This window comes from Bradyrhizobium sp. A11, assembly GCF_042077125.1.
In the GTDB taxonomy this organism is placed as follows: domain Bacteria; phylum Pseudomonadota; class Alphaproteobacteria; order Rhizobiales; family Xanthobacteraceae; genus Bradyrhizobium; species Bradyrhizobium japonicum_B.
This window is the reverse complement of sequence record NZ_CP149509.1, coordinates 3,360,320-3,376,902: the sequence shown is the minus strand read 5'-3', so window position 1 is coordinate 3,376,902 and position 16,583 is coordinate 3,360,320. Positions and strand designations below refer to the sequence as shown.

Here is a 16,583-nt window from a genome sequence, read left to right as displayed (position 1 = left end):
AGGCCTCAACCTCACATCTTCTTGTAGGCGTCGACGATCGCCTGACCATCGGCGCCGGCCTTCTTGAGCCAGTCGGCCGTCAGTTGCTCGCCGATCTTCTGGAAGCCGGATTTGAGCGCCGGGCTCGGCGGCTCGACATTCATGCCTTTTGCCTTGAGCTGGTCGAGGTACCAGCTGCTCTTGTCCTGCCAGGCTTTCCAGCCGCGGGTTTCCGCCGTTGCCGCCGCCTTGAGGATGGCCTCCTGGGTCGGCTTGTCGAGCGCGTCGAACGCGGCCTTGTTGACGAAGGTGTAGTCCTTCGGAATCCAGGCTTGAACGTCGTAGAAGTATTTGAGCGACTCCCAGGCCTTCGCGTCGTAGCCCGTGCCGCCCGACGACATGAAGGAATTGACCACCCCGGTCGCCAGCGCCTGCGGCAGCTCCGCCGCCTGAATCGTGACAGACTGCGCGCCGACCAGCTCGCCGATGCGCGCGGTCCCGACGTTATAGGCGCGCCATTTCAGGCCTTTCATGTCCTCGATGGTCGCGAGCGGCTTGTTGACATAGACGCCTTGCGGCGCCCACGGCACGACAAACAGCAGCTTGAGGCCCTGCGCATCGAGCTTCTTGACGATCGCAGCCTTGGAGGCCTGATACAGCTTCATCGCGTCCGGGAAGCTGGTCGCGAGGAACGGCACCACGTCGACGCCGAACACGGGATCCTCGTTCTCGTGGATCGAGAGCAGCACCTCGCCCATCTGCGCCTGACCGGTCACCACCGCGCGCTTGATGTCGGGTGCCTTGAACAGCGAGGCGCCGGGATGGACGGTGATCTGCAGCTTGCCTGATGTTGCGGCCTCGACGTCCTTGGCGAAGGCGACGAGATTCTCGGAGTGCGGATTGTCGGCGGGATAGGCCGCCGGCAGATTCCATTTGGTCTGGGCCAAGGCGGGCGTTGCCGCCAGAATTGCGCAAGCCATCAGGCCTGCACCGATAAAACGAGACTTCATTGAACTTCTCCTCCCGGTCAAATTGAACGCGTGGCTTGGTCAGTCTGGAAAGGCGAGCTTGGGCAGGAACATCACGATCTGTGGATACTCCGTGATGATGAACACGGAGGCGAGCAGCAGCACGAAAAATGGAAACGCCGCCCGCGCGACGGTGAACGTGTCGCGCCCGCTCATGTTCTGGAGCACGAACAGATTGAAGCCGACCGGCGGCGTGATCTGCGCCATTTCGACATGGATGATGAGGTAGACGCCGAACCAGACCAGATCGAGGCCGGCCTGCCTGACCATGGGCAGCACGATGACGGCGGTCAGAACGATCATCGAGATGCCGTCGATCAGGCATCCCAGGATGATGTACATGATGCTGAGATAAAGCGCGAGCATTCCCGGCGTGAGCTGTTGCCCCTGCACCCAGGTGGCGAGCGCCGCCGGAATGCCCGTATAGGCCATCGCAGCCGTGGTGTAGGCAGCGCCCGCCAGGATCAGCATGATCATGCAGGTCAGGCGCGTGGCGCTCATGATGCTCTCGAGGAAGTTTTTCCGCGTGAGCGTGCCGCTCCACCAGGCCAGCAGCAATGCCCCGGTGACGCCCCAGGCGGCGCATTCGGTCGCGGTCGCAAAACCAAGCACCAGCGAAAGGAAGACCGCGAGGATCAGCAGCAGGCAGGGTGCGAGCTTCGCCGACTCGCGCAGCTTCTGCCGGAATGGCATCGGCGGATCGCGCGGCGGAACCTTCTTGGGATTGAGCAGCGACCAGATGACGATGTAGCCGGAATAGAGCACCATCACCAGCACGCCCGGCAGGAAGCCGCCGAGGAACACCTGCAGCACGGAGACATTGGCCGTGACCGCGTAGACCACCATCGGGATCGAGGGCGGGATCAGGAGACCGAGCGTGCCCGAGCCTGCGAGCGATCCGAGGCTCAAGCCTTTATCGTAGCCGCGCTTGTCGAGCTCGGGCAGCGCGATCTTGCCGATCGTCGCGCAGGTCGCTGCCGAAGAGCCCGAGACCGCCGCGAAGATGCCGCAGCCGATCACGTTGACATGGGTTAGGCGCCCGGGCAGCCATTGCACCCAGGGCGACAATCCCCGGAACATCTCTTCCGACAATTTGGTGCGGAAGAGAATCTCCCCCATCCAGATGAACAGCGGCAGCGCGGCCAGGGTCCAGGATGAGCTGGCGCTCCAGGTGGTGGTCGCAAGCACCGCGCCGAGCGGCAGGCTCGTGGTCAACGACATCGCCACGAAGCCGACGAGCCCGAGCGAGACCGCGATCCAGACGCCGCTTCCCAGCAGCAGGATCATGACGCCGAGCAGGATGAAAGAGAGCTCGATCATGCCGAGATTGGCCATGGTCAACCTCCGCCGCCCTGCGAGATGCGTTCGACGAACTCTTCAGGCGTCTCGTCCGGCGAGCCCTTCTCGTAGCTTGGGCGGCCGCCGCCGACGACATTGACCATTTCGTCGATGAGCGCGATCGACAGGATCGCAAGACCGCCGGCGAAACCGAGCTGGGGGATCCAGAGCGGAAGCGCGACCACGCCCTGCGCCACGTCGTTGAAGCGCCAGGAATCGTAGGTCATCTGCACGGCATAGCGGGTGAAATAGAGAATGAAGACAGTGGCGATACCGAGCGCCACGATCTCCGCGACCTGCTTGGTCCGCCCGTGCAGGCGCTCCAGCAGCAGGCCGACGCGGATCATCTCTCCCCGCTTGAAGGTATGCGCAAGGCCGAGGAAAGCCATCGCGGCCATGCACCACGACGCGAAGTCATCGCCGGCGGGAATGTTGATCGCAAACTGGCGGCCGACCGACATGAGCATCATGATGGCAAAGATCGCAACCAGGAAGACGCCGGCGGCGTAGCCTGCCCCGAGATAAAGAAGATCCAGCGCGCGGCGCACCGGTCCACCAGCCGTTTCGTCGTCCCCAGCCACCAATCCCATCCTCACACGGAGGCGTTTCGGCGGGCTCGGCGATCGCATATCGCGCGCCGCCGAACCTGCCTCAATATCGCCCTTGGCCAACGCCCAGTCTTTCAGACGTTAGATCAACATGATGGAGCCAACTCAAGCAAGGACTATGCCTGCCGGCAGGCGAATTTCTACCGCAGGTTCAATGCGTCTCCAGCCGCAGCCCGTCAAAGGCGGGCACGACGCCCGCGGGCAGCGATTGCCGGATCACTTCGTAATCGACATCGGCGGTCATGTTGGTGATGACGGCGCGCTTTGGCTTGAACCGCTCGATCCAGGACAGCGCGTCATTGATGCTGAAATGGCTGACATGGTGTAGCGCAGGCCGTCGACGATCCAGAGGTCGAGATCTTCCAGCGCATCCCAGCTCTCGCGCGGGATGTCGTTGAGGTCGGGTGTGTAGGCTGCATTCCCGATGCGATAGCCCAGCGCGGGAATGTTGCCATGCTGGACCAGAAAGGCCGTCATCGTCACGGCGCCCCCCTTCCCCAGGATGGTCTGGCTTTCGCCGGCTTCGATCGAATGCCGCGTCAGGATCGGCGGATAGTCGCTGCCCTCCGGCGAGATGAAGCAATAGGAGAAGCGCGACAGGATGTCCTTGGCGGTCGACTGATTGAAATAGGTCGGGATGCGGCGGCGCATGTGCATCACGACCGATCGCAGATCGTCCATGCCGTGGGTCTGGTCGGCGTGCTCATGCGTCAGGAACACCGCATCGATGTGATCGACGTTGGTCGAGAGCAATTGCTCGCGCAAATCCGGCGACGTGTCGATCAGGATGCGCGTGGTGCCGTGCTCTGATTTCCGTTCGACCAGCAGCGAGCAGCGGCGGCGGCGGTTCTTGGGATTGTTGGGATCGCAGGCGCCCCAGCCGAGCGCCGGGCGCGGCACGCCGGCGGAGGAGCCGCAGCCCAGGATCGTCAGTGTCAGCGTCATGCGGCTCCCGGTTTCAAGGCTTCACCTTCGAGAACAGGCGGAAGAAATTCTCACTGGTCTGGCGCGCGATCTCGTCGAACGACACCCCGCGCGTCTCAGCCAGCACTTTTGCCACCTCCACCACATAGGCAGGTTCGTTGCGTTTGCCGCGGAACTTGCCCGGCGCAAGATAGGGCGAGTCGGTTTCGACCAGGATACGATCGGAGGGCAGTTCGGTCGCGAGCGCGCGCAGGGCTTCCGACTTCTTGAAAGTCAGGATGCCCGTGAAGCCGATATAGAGCCCGAGCGACACCGCCTTAAGTGCCAGCTCGCGCCCGCCCGTGTAGCAATGCAGCACGGCGCGAAACGATCCCTTGGCCGCCTCGTCTTCCAGGATGCGGGCGCAGTCCTCGTCGGCTTCGCGGGTGTGGATCACCAGCGGCAGGCCGGTGGCGCGGGCGGCGGCGATGTGGGCGCGAAAGCCCCGCGCCTGCGCCTCCGGCGAGCCGTTGTCGTAGAAATAGTCGAGCCCGGCCTCGCCGAGCGCGACGACCTTGGGATGCTCCGTCAACGCAACCAGCTCGTCCGCTGCAATGCCGTCCTCCTCATCCGCGTTGTGCGGATGGGTGCCGACCGAGCAATAGACGTCGTCGTAGCGTTCGGCGATGGCAAGAAGCTGATTGAGTTTCCGAACCCGAGTCGAGATCGTGACCATGCGCCCGATCCCGGCCGCGCGTGCCCGCGACACGATACCGTCGAGATCTTCCGCAAAGTCCGGAAAATCCAGATGGCAGTGGCTGTCGACCAGCATCGGCGAATGCCTCTAGGCCGCCGGCTCGACGTAGCGCGGGAACGCCGGCGTCGGAGCCGGCAGCGTCGAGCCCGGCGCAATCCGCTTGGCACCGCCGAGCATGGCGAAGCTGCGCTCTCCCTCCGGAATACCGAGGCTGTCGAGCAGCTTGCCGGATGCGGCCGGCATCGCAGGCTGAGCCAGGATCGCGATCTGGCGCACGACCTCGGCGGTGACGTAGAGCACCGTCTTCTGCCTGCTAGGATCGGTCTTGGCGAGCGCCCACGGCGCCTCGCCGGCGAAATAGCGGTTGGCCTCCGCGACCACGGCCCAGACGGCGTTGAGCCATTGGTGGATCTGCTGCGTCGCCATGGCTTCACGGGACGCGGCCACCATGCCGTCGGCCATCGCCAGGATCGCCTTGTCGTTGTCGCTGAACTCGCCGGGCTCGGGCAGCACGCCGCCGAGCTGCTTGGCGATCATCGACAGCGAGCGCTGCGCCAAATTGCCGAGATCGTTGGCAAGGTCGGCGTTGATGCGCGCGACGATGGCCTCGTGATTGTAGTTGCCGTCCTGTCCGAACGGCACCTCGCGCAGGAAGAAATAGCGCATCTGGTCGACGCCGTACTGGTCGGCGAGGTTGAAGGGATCGACGACGTTGCCCACCGACTTCGACATCTTCTCGCCCCTGTTGAACAGGAAGCCGTGGGCATAGACCCGCTTCGGCAGCGGGATTCCCGCCGACAGCAGGAACGCCGGCCAATACACGGCGTGGAAACGGATGATGTCCTTGCCGATGATGTGCACGTCGGCCGGCCAGTAGCGCCAGTTCTTGTCGTTCTCGTCGGGAAAGCCGACGCCGGTGATGTAGTTGGTCAGCGCGTCGACCCAGACATACATCACGTGCTCTTCGTCGCCGGGCACCTTTACGCCCCAGTCGAACGTGGTGCGCGAGATCGAGAGATCGCGCAGGCCGCCCTTGACGAAGCTGACCACCTCGTTCTTGCGGGAATCCGGCCCGATGAAATCGGGATGATCCGCATACAGCTTGAGCAGCTTGTCCTGGTAGGCCGACAGGCGGAAGAAATAGCTCTTCTCCTCGACCCATTCGACCGGCGTGCCCTGCGGGCCGAGCCGCACGCCGTCGTCGTTGAGACGCGTCTCGTCCTCGGCATAATAGGCCTCGTCGCGCACCGAGTACCAGCCGGCATAGGTGTCGGCATAGATGTCGCCATTCGCCTCCATGCGCCGCCAGATCTCCTGGCTGGAGCGATGATGCTGCTCCTCGGTGGTGCGGATGAAGCGGTCGAACGACACGTTCAGACGCTCGTCCATCTCCTTGAAGCGGCCCGCGTTGCGGGTTGCGAGTGCTGCTGCGGACATGCCCTCGCCGGCCGCCGTCTGGACCATTTTTTGGCCGTGCTCGTCGGTCCCGGTCAGGAAGAACACGTCCTTGCCGTCGAGCCGCGCAAAACGCGCCAGCACGTCGGTCGCGATCGCCTCATAGGCGTGACCGATATGGGGGCTGCCATTGGGATAGGCGATGGCGGTCGTGATGTAGAAGACGTTATCGCGCGCGGGAGAGGCAACGGGCGCTGCAGCCTTTGGGACAGCTGCCGGCGCTGCGGCTTGCGGAGCTGCGGCGGGCTTCGGCGCGCGCGGCGCCTTCGGCTTGGCAGCTTTCGGCGGCGCCACCACGGGAGCCGGTGCCGTGATCGCAGCCGGCGGAGCTACCCTGACCTTCTTGGCCACCCTCTTCGCCGAAGTCGTGGTTGGTTTCTTGGCTGGTTTCTTGGCTGGCTTCTTGGTCGCCTTCACCGCCTTCTTGCCGACCTTCTTTGCCGTCTTCGCTGCGCTCTTCTTCACGCCCTTTTTGGCGGCAGCCTTCTTGCTCTTCTTGGCAGCTTTGCGCGCGCGCGCCTTCGTCGCCTTCTTCGCGGCTGTCTTGACGGACTTCTTCGCAGCCTTCTTGCCGCTCTTGCGCTTCACGGTTTTCTTAGCTCGCGTTGCCACGACGAATTCCTTTACCGGCTTCTCGAATTTGGAAACGGTTCTGCGCTTCCGTTATGGTCTTGAGCATGATCTTCTCGGAAAGCCGCCCTGCACTTTTCCCGATCATTCTCTAGCGCGTTGCGTCCGCCAGCCAGCCGAACACCGAGAAAACCAAGGGCTTGCGCTCCAGATTGTAGGTTTCGGTGTCGCGCGCGGCGCGGACGATCTTTTCCCATACCTCAGCTAGCCGCGCAAGGCGCGGCAAATTCTGGTTGGCATTGGCCTCGTCCGCATGCAGGCGTTCGGCGATCCAGCGATCGATGCCGTCGATGAAGGCGGCGAGCGCGACGCGGTCGCTGGTGCCGAGGGAATCGCCGAGCGTGTGTAATTCGCGCGGGTCGACCTGCGGCAGACGCGCCAGCAGCGCGGCGGTGCGCTGCTGAAGCTTCAGCGCATCGCCGCCGAGCAGCGTCAGGGCCCGCGCAACGCTGCCCTCGGAGGCCTCCGCCGCCTCGCGCAGCGCAGGATCGCTCGGATCGAGCTCGGCGGCCGCAGCCGCAGCCCCGACCACGTCGTCCGTTGCGAGCGGCCGCAGGCGCAGCTTGCGGCAGCGCGACTGGATGGTGGCGAGCACGCGCGCCGGCGCGTGGCTCACCAGAAGGAACAGCGATTGCTGCGGCGGCTCTTCGAGAATCTTCAACAGCGCGTTGGCCGCGTTCGGGTTGAGCTCGTCGACGGTGTCGACGATGCAGACCCGCCAGCCTTCGGCCGCCGCGGTCGAGCCGAAGAAGCCGATCGTCTCACGCGTCTCGTCCACGGTGATCACGGTGCGCATCACGCCGCGATCGTTGGCGGTGCGCTCCAGCGTCAAGAGCCCGCCATGCGAGCCGGCCGCCACCTGCCGCGCCACCGCGTCATCGGGGTCGACCGCAAGGTCCTGGGCGTGCTGCACGGCGGGCGCCAGCGGCTGGCCATGAGCGAGCACGAAGCGCGCCATGCGATAGGCCAGCGTCGCCTTGCCGATGCCCTGCGGCCCGCCGATCAGCCAGGCATGCGGAATCCGCCCGCTGCGATAGGCTGATAGCAGCGCCGCCTCGGCCTCGCGATGGCCGAACAGACGGCTGGTCTCGCGCGGATGCGGAATGGCGGTTTCACGCTCGGACTGGCGCGGGCTCATGCTGAAATCACCGAAGCCGGTGTGGGTAGGAGACGATCGCGCAGCGCCGCCCAGATTCGGGCTGCGACCGTGTCAGGGTCGGAATTGGCGTCGATCAGCACACAGCGCGCCGGATCGTCCGCCGCGATCTTGCGATAGGCCTCGCGCAGGCCCTGGTGAAAGCTGAGCTTCTCGCTTTCGAACCTGTCGGGCGTGCCGTTGCCGCGGCGCGCGGCGGCGCGCTGCAGGCCGATCTCGACCGGCAAATCGAGGATGATGGTGAGATCCGGCTTGAGATCGCCGATCGTGACCCGCTGCATCGCGTTGATCAGGCCTTCAGGCACGCGCCCGAGGCTGCCCTGATAGGCCCGCGTCGAATCGGCGAAGCGGTCGCAGAGCACCCAGACGCCCTGGTTGAGCGCAGGCAGGATCACGGTGCGGACATGATCGTCGCGCGCGGCGGCAAACAGCAGCGTCTCCGCCTCCGGACCGAGCAGCCTGCCCATCCCCGACAGCACCAGATGACGCATGATCTCGGCGCCCGGCGAGCCGCCCGGCTCACGGGTGACGCGGATGCGGAGCTTGGCCGCCTTGAGGCGGTCGGCCAGCTTCTTGATCTGGGTCGACTTGCCGGTGCCCTCGCCGCCTTCAAAGGTGATGAAGCGTCCGCGTCCGGACGGCCGCTGTCCTGGGCTCTCACTCATGATCAGAGCTTCTCGGCGCCTGCGCGGAACATGCCGATCACGAGCTCGCTGGCGCCGTCGATCGCGCGCCGCACGGTCGAGCCGGTGCCGATCGCTTCAGCCGCATAGACCGGCGTCTCCACCGCGATGTTGCCGCTGCGCCAGACCCTGACCACGCCGACCTTCTGGCCGGCCTCGACCGGCGCCCGCACCGGGCCGCTATAGACGACGCGCGCAATCAGCTTGTCGCTGCCGTTCTTGTGCACCATCACCTTCACCGGGGTCTTGGCGACGAGCTTGACCGAGCGGCTCTCGCCGCCGAACACCTTGGCATAGCCGACGGGCTGGTCGGCCGCGATCAGCGTGCGGGTCTCGAAATTGCGAAAACCCCATTCCAGCATCTTCTTGGCTTCGCTGGCGCGATCGTCGGGGTCGTCCAGTCCGTTGACGACGACGATCAGCCGCGTGCCGTTCTGAACGGCCGAGCCGACCATGCCGTAGCCGCCTTCCTTGGTGTAGCCGGTCTTGAGACCGTCGGCGCCTTCCAGCGAATTGAGCAACGGATTGCGGTTGGGCTGGCGGATCTTATTCCAGGTGAATTCCTTCTCGCCGAACAGTTTGTAGAATTCGGGGAAGTCCAGGATGATGTGGCGGGCGAGCATGCTGAGTTCGCGCACCGTCATCTTGTTGGCGGGGTCGGGCAGCCCGCTGGAATTGCCGAAGGTCGATCTGGTCATGCCGAGCTCGCGGGCGCGCTTGGTCATGAAGTCGGCCGCGAAGATCTTCTCGTTGCCGGCCATGGCTTCGGCGAGCGCGATGCAAGCGTCGTTGCCGCTCTGGATGATGGCGCCGTGCAGGAGATCGTTGACGGAGACCTTGCTGTTGATGGCGGCGAACATGGTCGAGCCGCCCGACGGCGCACCGCCCCGCCGCCAGGCGTTCTCGCTGATCCGGTACTCGTCGGTCAGCTTGATGTCGCCCTTCTTGACCGCATTGAAGACGACCTCCGCCGTCATCAGCTTCATCATGCTGGAGGGCGCGCGCAGCTCGTCGGCGTTCTTCTCGAACAGCACGCTGCCGCTCGTGGCTTCGATCAGGATCGCGGTCGGAGCATCGCCGTCGAAGCCGGTATCATCCGCCTTCTTGGCGCCCTGGACGCTCTGGTTGGCGGCCAGAAGCGCCCCGCTCCAGCCGACGCTTGCCACCAGGATCGTCGCCATCAGGCCGCGCGCCAGCGCTCCGGCGGTGAACCGGGTGCGACGGTGCGAAAGAAGACGACATGTCATGGCCAAGCCCTGAGAGCAGCGTTCTAACAGCTGGAATCGGCGCGAACAACGCGACGTTGGACGCCTGCCCAGAGATTGCACGATTCTCGCCGTGCCCCTATCGTGGCACCTCACCTTTCCCGACCAAATCCCTGAAACAAGGCGGAAAAGCGATGTCCTCCACGCGCATGATCAAAGCCAACGGCATCGATCTCTTCATCCGCGAAGCCGGCCAGGGTCCGCTGGTGGTGCTGTGCCACGGCTGGCCCGAGCTGTCCTATTCTTGGCGCCACCAGATCCCGGCGCTCGCGGCTGCCGGGTTTCACGTCGTCGCCCCGGACATGCGCGGCTACGGCCAGAGCGCCGCGCCGCCCGAGGTTGCGGCCTACTCGATCTTCGACACGGTCGGCGACGTGGTCGGCCTGGTGCAGGCGCTCGGCGAGGCCAGGGCGATGGTGGTCGGCCACGATTGGGGCGCGCCGGTCGCCTGGCATGCGGCGCTGTTCCGGCCCGACATCTTCACGGCGGTGGCGGGCCTGAGCGTGCCGCCGCCGTTCCGCGGCCGCGGCAAGCCGCTCGACCTGCTGCGCCAGGGCGGCGTCACCAATTTCTACTGGCAGTATTTCCAGGCGCCGGGTGTCGCCGAGGCCGAGCTGGAGCGCGACGTCGCCCGCACCATGCGCGTCGTGCTCGGGGGACGCGGCCTGGCCGACCCCGCCGCCGCGATGTTCGTGCAGGAGGGCAAGGGCTTTCTCGGCCACGCCACTGCCGAGGAACCGCTGCCCGGCTGGCTCAGCGAGGCTGACCTCGCCTATTTCACCGAAAGCTTCCGCAAGTCCGGCTTTCGCGGCGGGCTGAACTGGTACCGCAACATCGACCGCAATTGGGAGCTGACGGCGCCCTGGCAGGACGCGCAGATCCGTCAGCCCTCGCTGTTCATCGCCGGCTCCAAGGACGCCGTCATCACCGGCCTGATCGGCGCCAAACGCGTCAACGAGCTCGAGCGCGTGCTGCCGAATCTGAAGCAAAAGCTGATCATCGAGGGCGCCGGCCATTGGGTGCAGCAGGAACGGCCCGACGAGGTGAACGCAGCGCTGGTGCAATTCCTGAAGGCCAGCTTGGCCTAATAGAGCCCACGGCCACTCAGGATGTTGCGCGCCTCGGCGGCGCCGTCGGACGTGGTCTCCGTCGCGTAGCGGCCGTCAGCGTCATAGGACACGGCGCGGGCGTTCTGGAGCGCCCGGCCCCGGCTGCGGCTCGAGGCCGACATTTCCGAGGTCGCATTGAGCGAGGCCATGTCGGCGGAGGTGCTGCCGAGATTGTAGGGCCGGCCCTCCGGCATCGGCACGTCGCCGCGAATGGCACCGCGGGCCGATGATGGCAGCTCCGGCACGAACGGCTTGGCCGAGGCGACCCGGACCATCGAGGGCGACGGCGCCGGAACGCCGGTGCGCAGGGTCGCCAGGAGCTGGCGGTCGTCGGAGCCTTCCAGCGGTGCCAGACCGACATATTCGACGCGGACCTTGGCGACACCATTTCCTTTGAATTCAAGGAGTTCGGCGGCCTTGTTCGAGACGTCGATGAGGCGGTTGCCGTGATAGGGGCCGCGGTCATTGACGCGGACGATCAGCGACTTGCCGTTCGAGATGTTAGTCACCCGGGCGTAGGACGGCATCGGCAGGGTCGGATGCGCCGCCGTCAACGAGGTCATGTCGAACACTTCGCCATTGGCGGTCAGGCGGCCGTGGAAATCGTCGCCGTACCAGGACGCCACGCCCTCGGCGCGATAATTGACGTCCTCCTCCGGCACGTAGGTCCGGCCCGCCACGACATAGGGCTTGCCGATGCGGTAGGTGCCGCCGCCCTTCGGAACGGGGTCCCCGAAAGCCACGACCCGGGGGCTGGACGACACGCCGTATTTCGGATCGACGCGGCTGGCGAATTTGTTCGAGGAGGCGCAATTGCCCAGCGCAACGCAGGCTGCGACCGCCGCGACACCACGCGCGGCCCGCAAAATCGAATCTGACCGTCGGATCCCCATTCGCCCCAAATACCACTTTGCCGGAGGCGTACCCAACCCGCTTTGGCTACGGGGATCGCTGTCCGGTCATCTGATCCGAAGCGGCCCACCACCGTCTCGGAAGCGGTAACGATAACGCAACCCGAACACGGCGGAAATGGGGAGCGCGCAGCGATCCCGCCGGCATGGTAAACGGGACGTTCGCATTTTTCCGTTGTTCTACGGAACGAGGCCGCCTGCGCTGTGCCACGGCTGGACATTCTGTTGCGCCGAATCCTCACTCCACCCCCATTGTCGCACCGCTCTCTGGAATTCTTTTGACTGTGCAAGGCCGCCCGCGTTCTCTCGGATGCAAGGGCGGGATTTGGAATTTAACGATGATCGAGACGGTTTCGGCACTGATGGGTCTGGTAAGCGCGGGGATCTTCCTGGCCCATGCGTTTGAAGGTTACCGCACGAGGGCCTGACGGCACTCGCGCAGACGGCAAGCATCACCTCTTTCAAGACCGCACGTTCGGACAATTCTTGATCGATCCGAGCGGGCATCGAAGACGAGAGCGGCAGGTGTCCCATGCGCAACCATGACCTGGTATCTGACGGCTTCCTGGCATTGACTGCCGGCGGCTTGGTCCTGCTCTGCTCGAGCCTCGTGGCGCTGGCCTTCGCCTGAGCGCCACCCTCTCCTTCCCACGTGCCGCTCAGCGCAGGCCCAGCAGCGAGCGGCGATAGAGGCCGCCGCGGGCCTCGCTCTGACAGACGAAGCTGCCGTCTAAGCCCTCGCCGTACCGCTTCTGACCCTTGCGGTAATAGACGCCCTTCTTGAAATCGAGCCACACCACCTTGTCGTGCGGACAATGACGCTGCGCCTGCGCCTCGTATCGGAATGGCGTCAGCGGGCTCGCCGAGACCTGCGCGGAGCCGGCGCCAATCAAGATCGCGCCGGCGAGCGCGATCTTACCGGTCCATCTGCCGAAGCCGCTTCGCGTCACTCCCCGCCTCCCGATCCGCGCCGCCACGCGACGGCGCGCGGCAACGGTAGCACGAAATGTCGCGCGGAAGGCGCCAGTCGCTGGACGCAGCGGATCGCCGTCTATTGCTTGTCGGCCTCGAGCTGCGCGAGCGCCTGATGCAGGCACTCCTGGAGCTTTTGCGCGACCTGCTCACGCGCGACGCCGCTGGCGGCAAGATCGGCCGACACCTCGTCCACCACTTCGTTCATCGTCCTGTCTTGCAGATGGTCCGTGACCAGCGTCGTTGCGTAATTGGCAGCGGCATCGCCGGTCAAACCGAGCCGGCTTGCGGCCCACAGACCGAGCAGCTTGTTGGACCGGGCCGTGGCCTTGAACATGAGTTCTTCGTCGTGGACGAATTTGGCCTCGAAGCCCTGCTCGCGCTTGTCGAACGTGGTCATGGTCAGCTCCATTGCGCTTTCGCTGATGGGATCGGACTGGCTGGGGTCGAACGTCTCCGCGGTTCACGTCGATCGGATCTGACGGAAGCTTCCTCCCGGACCGCGAAGGCCGTCAAGCCAGCCGTTGCACGGTACAACGCGAAAACGCCCACCGGCAGCAAGGCCGGTGGGCGCGTCTCGGATCAGTTCAACGATCTGGTTGGATCAGCCGCGTTCGCTCAGCGCTTCGCTCAATCCTTGGCCGCGGCGGCCTCGCGCGCAAGGCGCTCGGCTCTGAGCCGTTCCTTGTTGGCGTAAAACGCCTTTTGCGCCGCTTCATGGTCGCGCATGGCCTTTTCGGCCTCGACACGGCGTGTCGCATCGCGCGCCTGGCGCTGCTCGGGGGTCAGGGGTTTGCGTCGGAACGAAAGATCTTCAGTCATGGCGACATAACGCGGGCGTGAGGAAAGAGTTCCTCGCCTGCCGGTGCGCGGCCTCACAAATATCGAAAAACAAGCCCATGCACAGTAGCTATGTGATTGTAAAGTAGAGAGTTTTTATGGGCCTCGAAGGCCTCTACAGCTCGATCTCGGCGATGACGGGCAGATGGTCCGAGAAGGCTCGCGCCGCTTCGTCGGTCCACACTTTCGCGATCCGGCTGTCGGAGGTGGCATAGATCCGGTCAAGCCGCATCAGAGGGAGACGCGACGGGAAAGTTCGCAGCCGCGTCCGGTTCGGGCAGACCTGCGCGAGCACGCGCCGCACCGACCTGACCCAAAACCAATCGTTGAAGTCGCCGAGAACGACGGTCCTCGCCGGCCGGACCAGGCTCACCAGGGCCTGCGCCTGCGCATAGCGCTCGTGAATGCTCAAGCCGAGATGCGTGGCAACCACGCGCACGTCCCCGGACGGAGTGAGCAGGCTTGTCGCGATGGCTCTGCGCGGCTCGCGCTCCCGATACGACACGTCGACGATCTCCGGAACAGCGGAGAACGGAAAACGGCTCAGGAGCATCTGACCGTATTCGCCATCCTCGGTGACGATCGACTTGGCGTGCACGCGGTGATCGCCGACGACACTCGCGAGTTTCGCGAACGGATCGTCCGACCTCGACCGCGAATCCACCTCCTGAAGCGCGACGACGTCAGGGGCCCATTTGCGAAGGATGGAGCAGACACCCTCCAGATCGAACTTCGGATTGAGGTTGAACGTGCCATGCACGTTCCATGTCATAAAGCGCATCAGCGCCTCCCGGCGAGCCAGGTCGCCAGGAATTGCGCGCCGGCGCAGAGGCCGAGCCAGCCCAGGAACGCCAGCACGAGCAGCAACATGCTGCTCCAGGATGCACTGCGGGCGACGTCCGCGATCTGGGCCCCCAGAACCGCCATGGCAAGGATGCCTGGCGTCATGCCCAGCGCGGTTCCGACCAGGAAGTCACGCAGAGGCAGCGTGCTCGCGCCGGCCACGACATTCACGATCGAGAACGGTGCGATGGGGATCATCCGGATCACGACGACGGCCAGGATGCCCTTGCCGACAACCCGGTCCTGGATCCGCGCCGCACGCCGTCCGAGCAATTGCTGGAGCCGCCGTCGTCCAAGTGCCCGTCCGATCACGAAAAGAATGAAGGCACTGAGCAGCACGCCCGCGGTCGCCGTGACGAAACCCAGCCAGGGCCCGAGCGCGGCCGCCGTCGCCGCAATGAGCACCAGCACCGGAAACACCACCAGCCCGCCGAGGACAAAAGCCACGATCGCGAGCGGCGGTCCCCAGCCGGAGTGCGAATACCTGGACAGCAAGGTCGAGAGGCGCCCCGTGTCGGTGAAATCGCTCAAGGAGGTATATGACCAGGCCGTCGCCAGGCCCAGGAGCGCCACGGCGATCGCGACGATCCCGATGATGGTCTTGGTGCGCCACATGCGCGAAGCCGCACGCTCGAAGTGCAAGGGATGCTCGGGATCCGCGACCGGCTGAACCAGGGTCGCGAGCGTGCTGGTGATGACCGAGGGCTCCACGGCCCGCAGCGTCTTGGCCCCGCCGGCTTTCGACACCTCGTCCAAGAGAGCAAGGAGGTGATCGTCGTTCTGCGCAACGCGTCGTTCATCCAGGCCGCAGAAATGGGCGATCAGGCGCCGGCGGACCGACGCGATGAAGGTGCGATGCTCGTCGGATACGGCCTCGAAGATCAGGTCGCATTCGCTGTCGGCTCCCATCGACCGGTTGTTGAGATTGGCTGAACCGATCCGCAGGATCTGATCGTCGACGATCATGAGCTTGCTGTGCACCATCACGGCCGCTTCCTGGTCCCCGTCGCACGAGACCGGGTAGACGAAGCGGATGCGGTCGGCCACGCCCGCTTCGCTGAAGCAATCGATGAATGCCCCGCGGCCGTTTTGCATGGCTTGGGACTCCAGCCACGAGGAATGCAGTTTGGGAGCGACGACCAGAACGCGAAGCGACGGCACGCGCTTCATCTGCTCCGCCAGCACTTGTGCGATCCCAGTGGCGCTGGTGAACTGGTTCTCGATGTAGATGAAGCTGGTCGCCGACCGGATCGCCGCAATCAGCGAGCGTTCGACTTCCCGGATGGTCGAGCCCGTAGGGCAGACCACTTCGGTCCTGGCAATGCCCACCGGCATCTGCTCGGCCTCGACCGGCACATGCGAGGGCCAGCGCACGCTCTTCGGTGCGCGCCGATCAGGCGTCTGCTGGCCCGCGGCACGCCAGCGCTGCTCCACGAGTTCGAACAGCGAGGAGGCGGCGTCACCGTCGACCAGGCATTGCACGTCGTGAAACGGCTTGTATGGCTTGCCCTGGGGGTCGCAGCGCAACGGCTGGTTGGCGCAATGCTCGCTCGTGTCCCAACGCCTGATCGTCAGGTCGAGCCCGCCGACAAACGCCAGTGATCCGTCGACGCAGACGATCTTCTGGTGCTGGGCCGAACCGAACGGAAGCGTGGAATCCAGCACGAACTGGACGCGTCCGTCGGTGTCGGCGGTGAACTTCGCCGCCGAATTCCATTCCCTTTCCGAGGCGTAGAACGAGACGAAATCCCACACCAGAATGTTGACCCGCAGCCCCGGCCGGCGCTGCACGAGCGCGCGCAGGAAAGGGCCGAGCTGTTCGGGCAGGCCGTCATCGGCCCGTCCGGAAGCTCCAACCAGCCTGGTCTCGCTATGGATATCCCACCCGACGATGTAGACGAGATCTTGAGCCTCGAGCAGCGTCTCGCGCAGTGCCGCGAAATAAGCGGCGGCATCGTTCAGGACCGCCACGCGCCGCGCCTTGCACCGTCGCCAGACAGTGTCGCCGGGTATCAGGGTCGATGAGCTCTGAAGCAGGTGGACCTCGCAAATCACGTTCGCGTCTAAACGCGCTGAATGCTCAAGGGGTTCCATGCCTCAGGGATG

15 protein-coding genes and 1 pseudogene are annotated in these 16,583 nt (G+C 65.0%); 1 reads left to right on the top strand and 15 read right to left on the bottom strand.

Annotated features, from left to right (window positions below; genetic code table 11):
- Positions 1–11: 11 nt before the first annotated feature.
- The 9 genes and pseudogenes from WI560_RS15620 to WI560_RS15580 all read right to left on the bottom strand — a co-directional run bounded on the left by WI560_RS15620 (position 12) and on the right by WI560_RS15580 (position 9,784).
- Positions 12–989, bottom strand: a complete 978-nt coding sequence (locus WI560_RS15620) for a TRAP transporter substrate-binding protein (protein WP_375308701.1) — start codon at positions 987–989, stop codon at positions 12–14.
- A 39-nt stretch (positions 990–1,028) separates the two neighbouring features.
- Positions 1,029–2,342 (bottom strand): TRAP transporter large permease, encoded by a 1,314-nt coding sequence (locus WI560_RS15615; RefSeq protein WP_375308700.1) that lies wholly within the window; start codon positions 2,340–2,342, stop codon positions 1,029–1,031.
- Between the two features lie 2 nt (positions 2,343–2,344).
- Positions 2,345–2,935 (bottom strand): TRAP transporter small permease, encoded by a 591-nt coding sequence (locus tag WI560_RS15610; RefSeq protein ID WP_257179781.1) that lies wholly within the window; start codon positions 2,933–2,935, stop codon positions 2,345–2,347.
- A 169-nt stretch (positions 2,936–3,104) separates the two neighbouring features.
- A pseudogene (locus WI560_RS15605) lies at positions 3,105–3,898 on the bottom strand (MBL fold metallo-hydrolase).
- 13 nt (positions 3,899–3,911) lie between these two features.
- Positions 3,912–4,688, bottom strand: coding sequence for a TatD family hydrolase (locus tag WI560_RS15600; protein WP_375308699.1), 777 nt, complete (start codon positions 4,686–4,688; stop codon positions 3,912–3,914).
- Positions 4,689–4,700: 12 nt separating this feature from the next.
- Positions 4,701–6,680: a methionine--tRNA ligase gene (gene metG / locus WI560_RS15595; protein ID WP_375308698.1), complete on the bottom strand. Its 1,980-nt coding sequence runs from the start codon at positions 6,678–6,680 to the stop codon at positions 4,701–4,703.
- Positions 6,681–6,789: 109 nt separating this feature from the next.
- Positions 6,790–7,836: a DNA polymerase III subunit delta' gene (locus tag WI560_RS15590; protein ID WP_375308697.1), complete on the bottom strand. Its 1,047-nt coding sequence runs from the start codon at positions 7,834–7,836 to the stop codon at positions 6,790–6,792.
- Positions 7,833–8,519 carry a dTMP kinase gene (tmk, locus tag WI560_RS15585; RefSeq protein ID WP_257179786.1) on the bottom strand — a complete coding sequence of 229 codons (687 nt, stop codon included), beginning with the start codon at positions 8,517–8,519 and terminating at the stop codon, positions 7,833–7,835. The genes WI560_RS15590 and tmk overlap by 4 nt, the downstream gene beginning before the upstream one ends.
- A 2-nt stretch (positions 8,520–8,521) precedes the next feature.
- Entirely contained in the window at positions 8,522–9,784 is a 1,263-nt protein-coding gene (locus WI560_RS15580) for a D-alanyl-D-alanine carboxypeptidase family protein (protein ID WP_375308696.1), read from the bottom strand.
- A 152-nt stretch (positions 9,785–9,936) separates the two neighbouring features.
- Here WI560_RS15580 and WI560_RS15575 point away from each other — a divergent pair, with 152 nt between their 5' ends.
- The gene (locus WI560_RS15575) at positions 9,937–10,890 is read left to right on the top strand and encodes an alpha/beta fold hydrolase (RefSeq protein ID WP_375308695.1); all 954 of its coding nucleotides are present in this window, start codon (positions 9,937–9,939) and stop codon (positions 10,888–10,890) included.
- Here the strand turns inward: WI560_RS15575 and WI560_RS15570 are convergent.
- From WI560_RS15570 to WI560_RS15545, 6 genes are all read right to left on the bottom strand, one after another.
- Entirely contained in the window at positions 10,887–11,804 is a 918-nt protein-coding gene (locus WI560_RS15570; protein WP_375308694.1) for a septal ring lytic transglycosylase RlpA family protein, read from the bottom strand. The genes WI560_RS15575 and WI560_RS15570 overlap by 4 nt on opposite strands.
- Before the next feature lie 677 nt (positions 11,805–12,481).
- Positions 12,482–12,772, bottom strand: coding sequence for a hypothetical protein (locus WI560_RS15565; protein WP_375308693.1), 291 nt, complete (start codon positions 12,770–12,772; stop codon positions 12,482–12,484).
- 101 nt (positions 12,773–12,873) lie between these two features.
- The gene (locus WI560_RS15560; RefSeq protein WP_375308692.1) at positions 12,874–13,194 is read right to left on the bottom strand and encodes a DUF1476 domain-containing protein; all 321 of its coding nucleotides are present in this window, start codon (positions 13,192–13,194) and stop codon (positions 12,874–12,876) included.
- A 230-nt stretch (positions 13,195–13,424) separates the two neighbouring features.
- A complete protein-coding gene (locus WI560_RS15555) occupies positions 13,425–13,616 on the bottom strand; it encodes a hypothetical protein (RefSeq protein WP_375160337.1) in 192 nt (63 codons plus the stop codon).
- Between the two features lie 133 nt (positions 13,617–13,749).
- Positions 13,750–14,415 (bottom strand): endonuclease/exonuclease/phosphatase family protein, encoded by a 666-nt coding sequence (locus tag WI560_RS15550; RefSeq protein ID WP_375160338.1) that lies wholly within the window; start codon positions 14,413–14,415, stop codon positions 13,750–13,752.
- Positions 14,415–16,448 (bottom strand): VTT domain-containing protein, encoded by a 2,034-nt coding sequence (locus tag WI560_RS15545; protein ID WP_375308691.1) that lies wholly within the window; start codon positions 16,446–16,448, stop codon positions 14,415–14,417. The genes WI560_RS15550 and WI560_RS15545 overlap by 1 nt, the downstream gene beginning before the upstream one ends.
- Positions 16,449–16,583 lie beyond the last annotated feature (135 nt).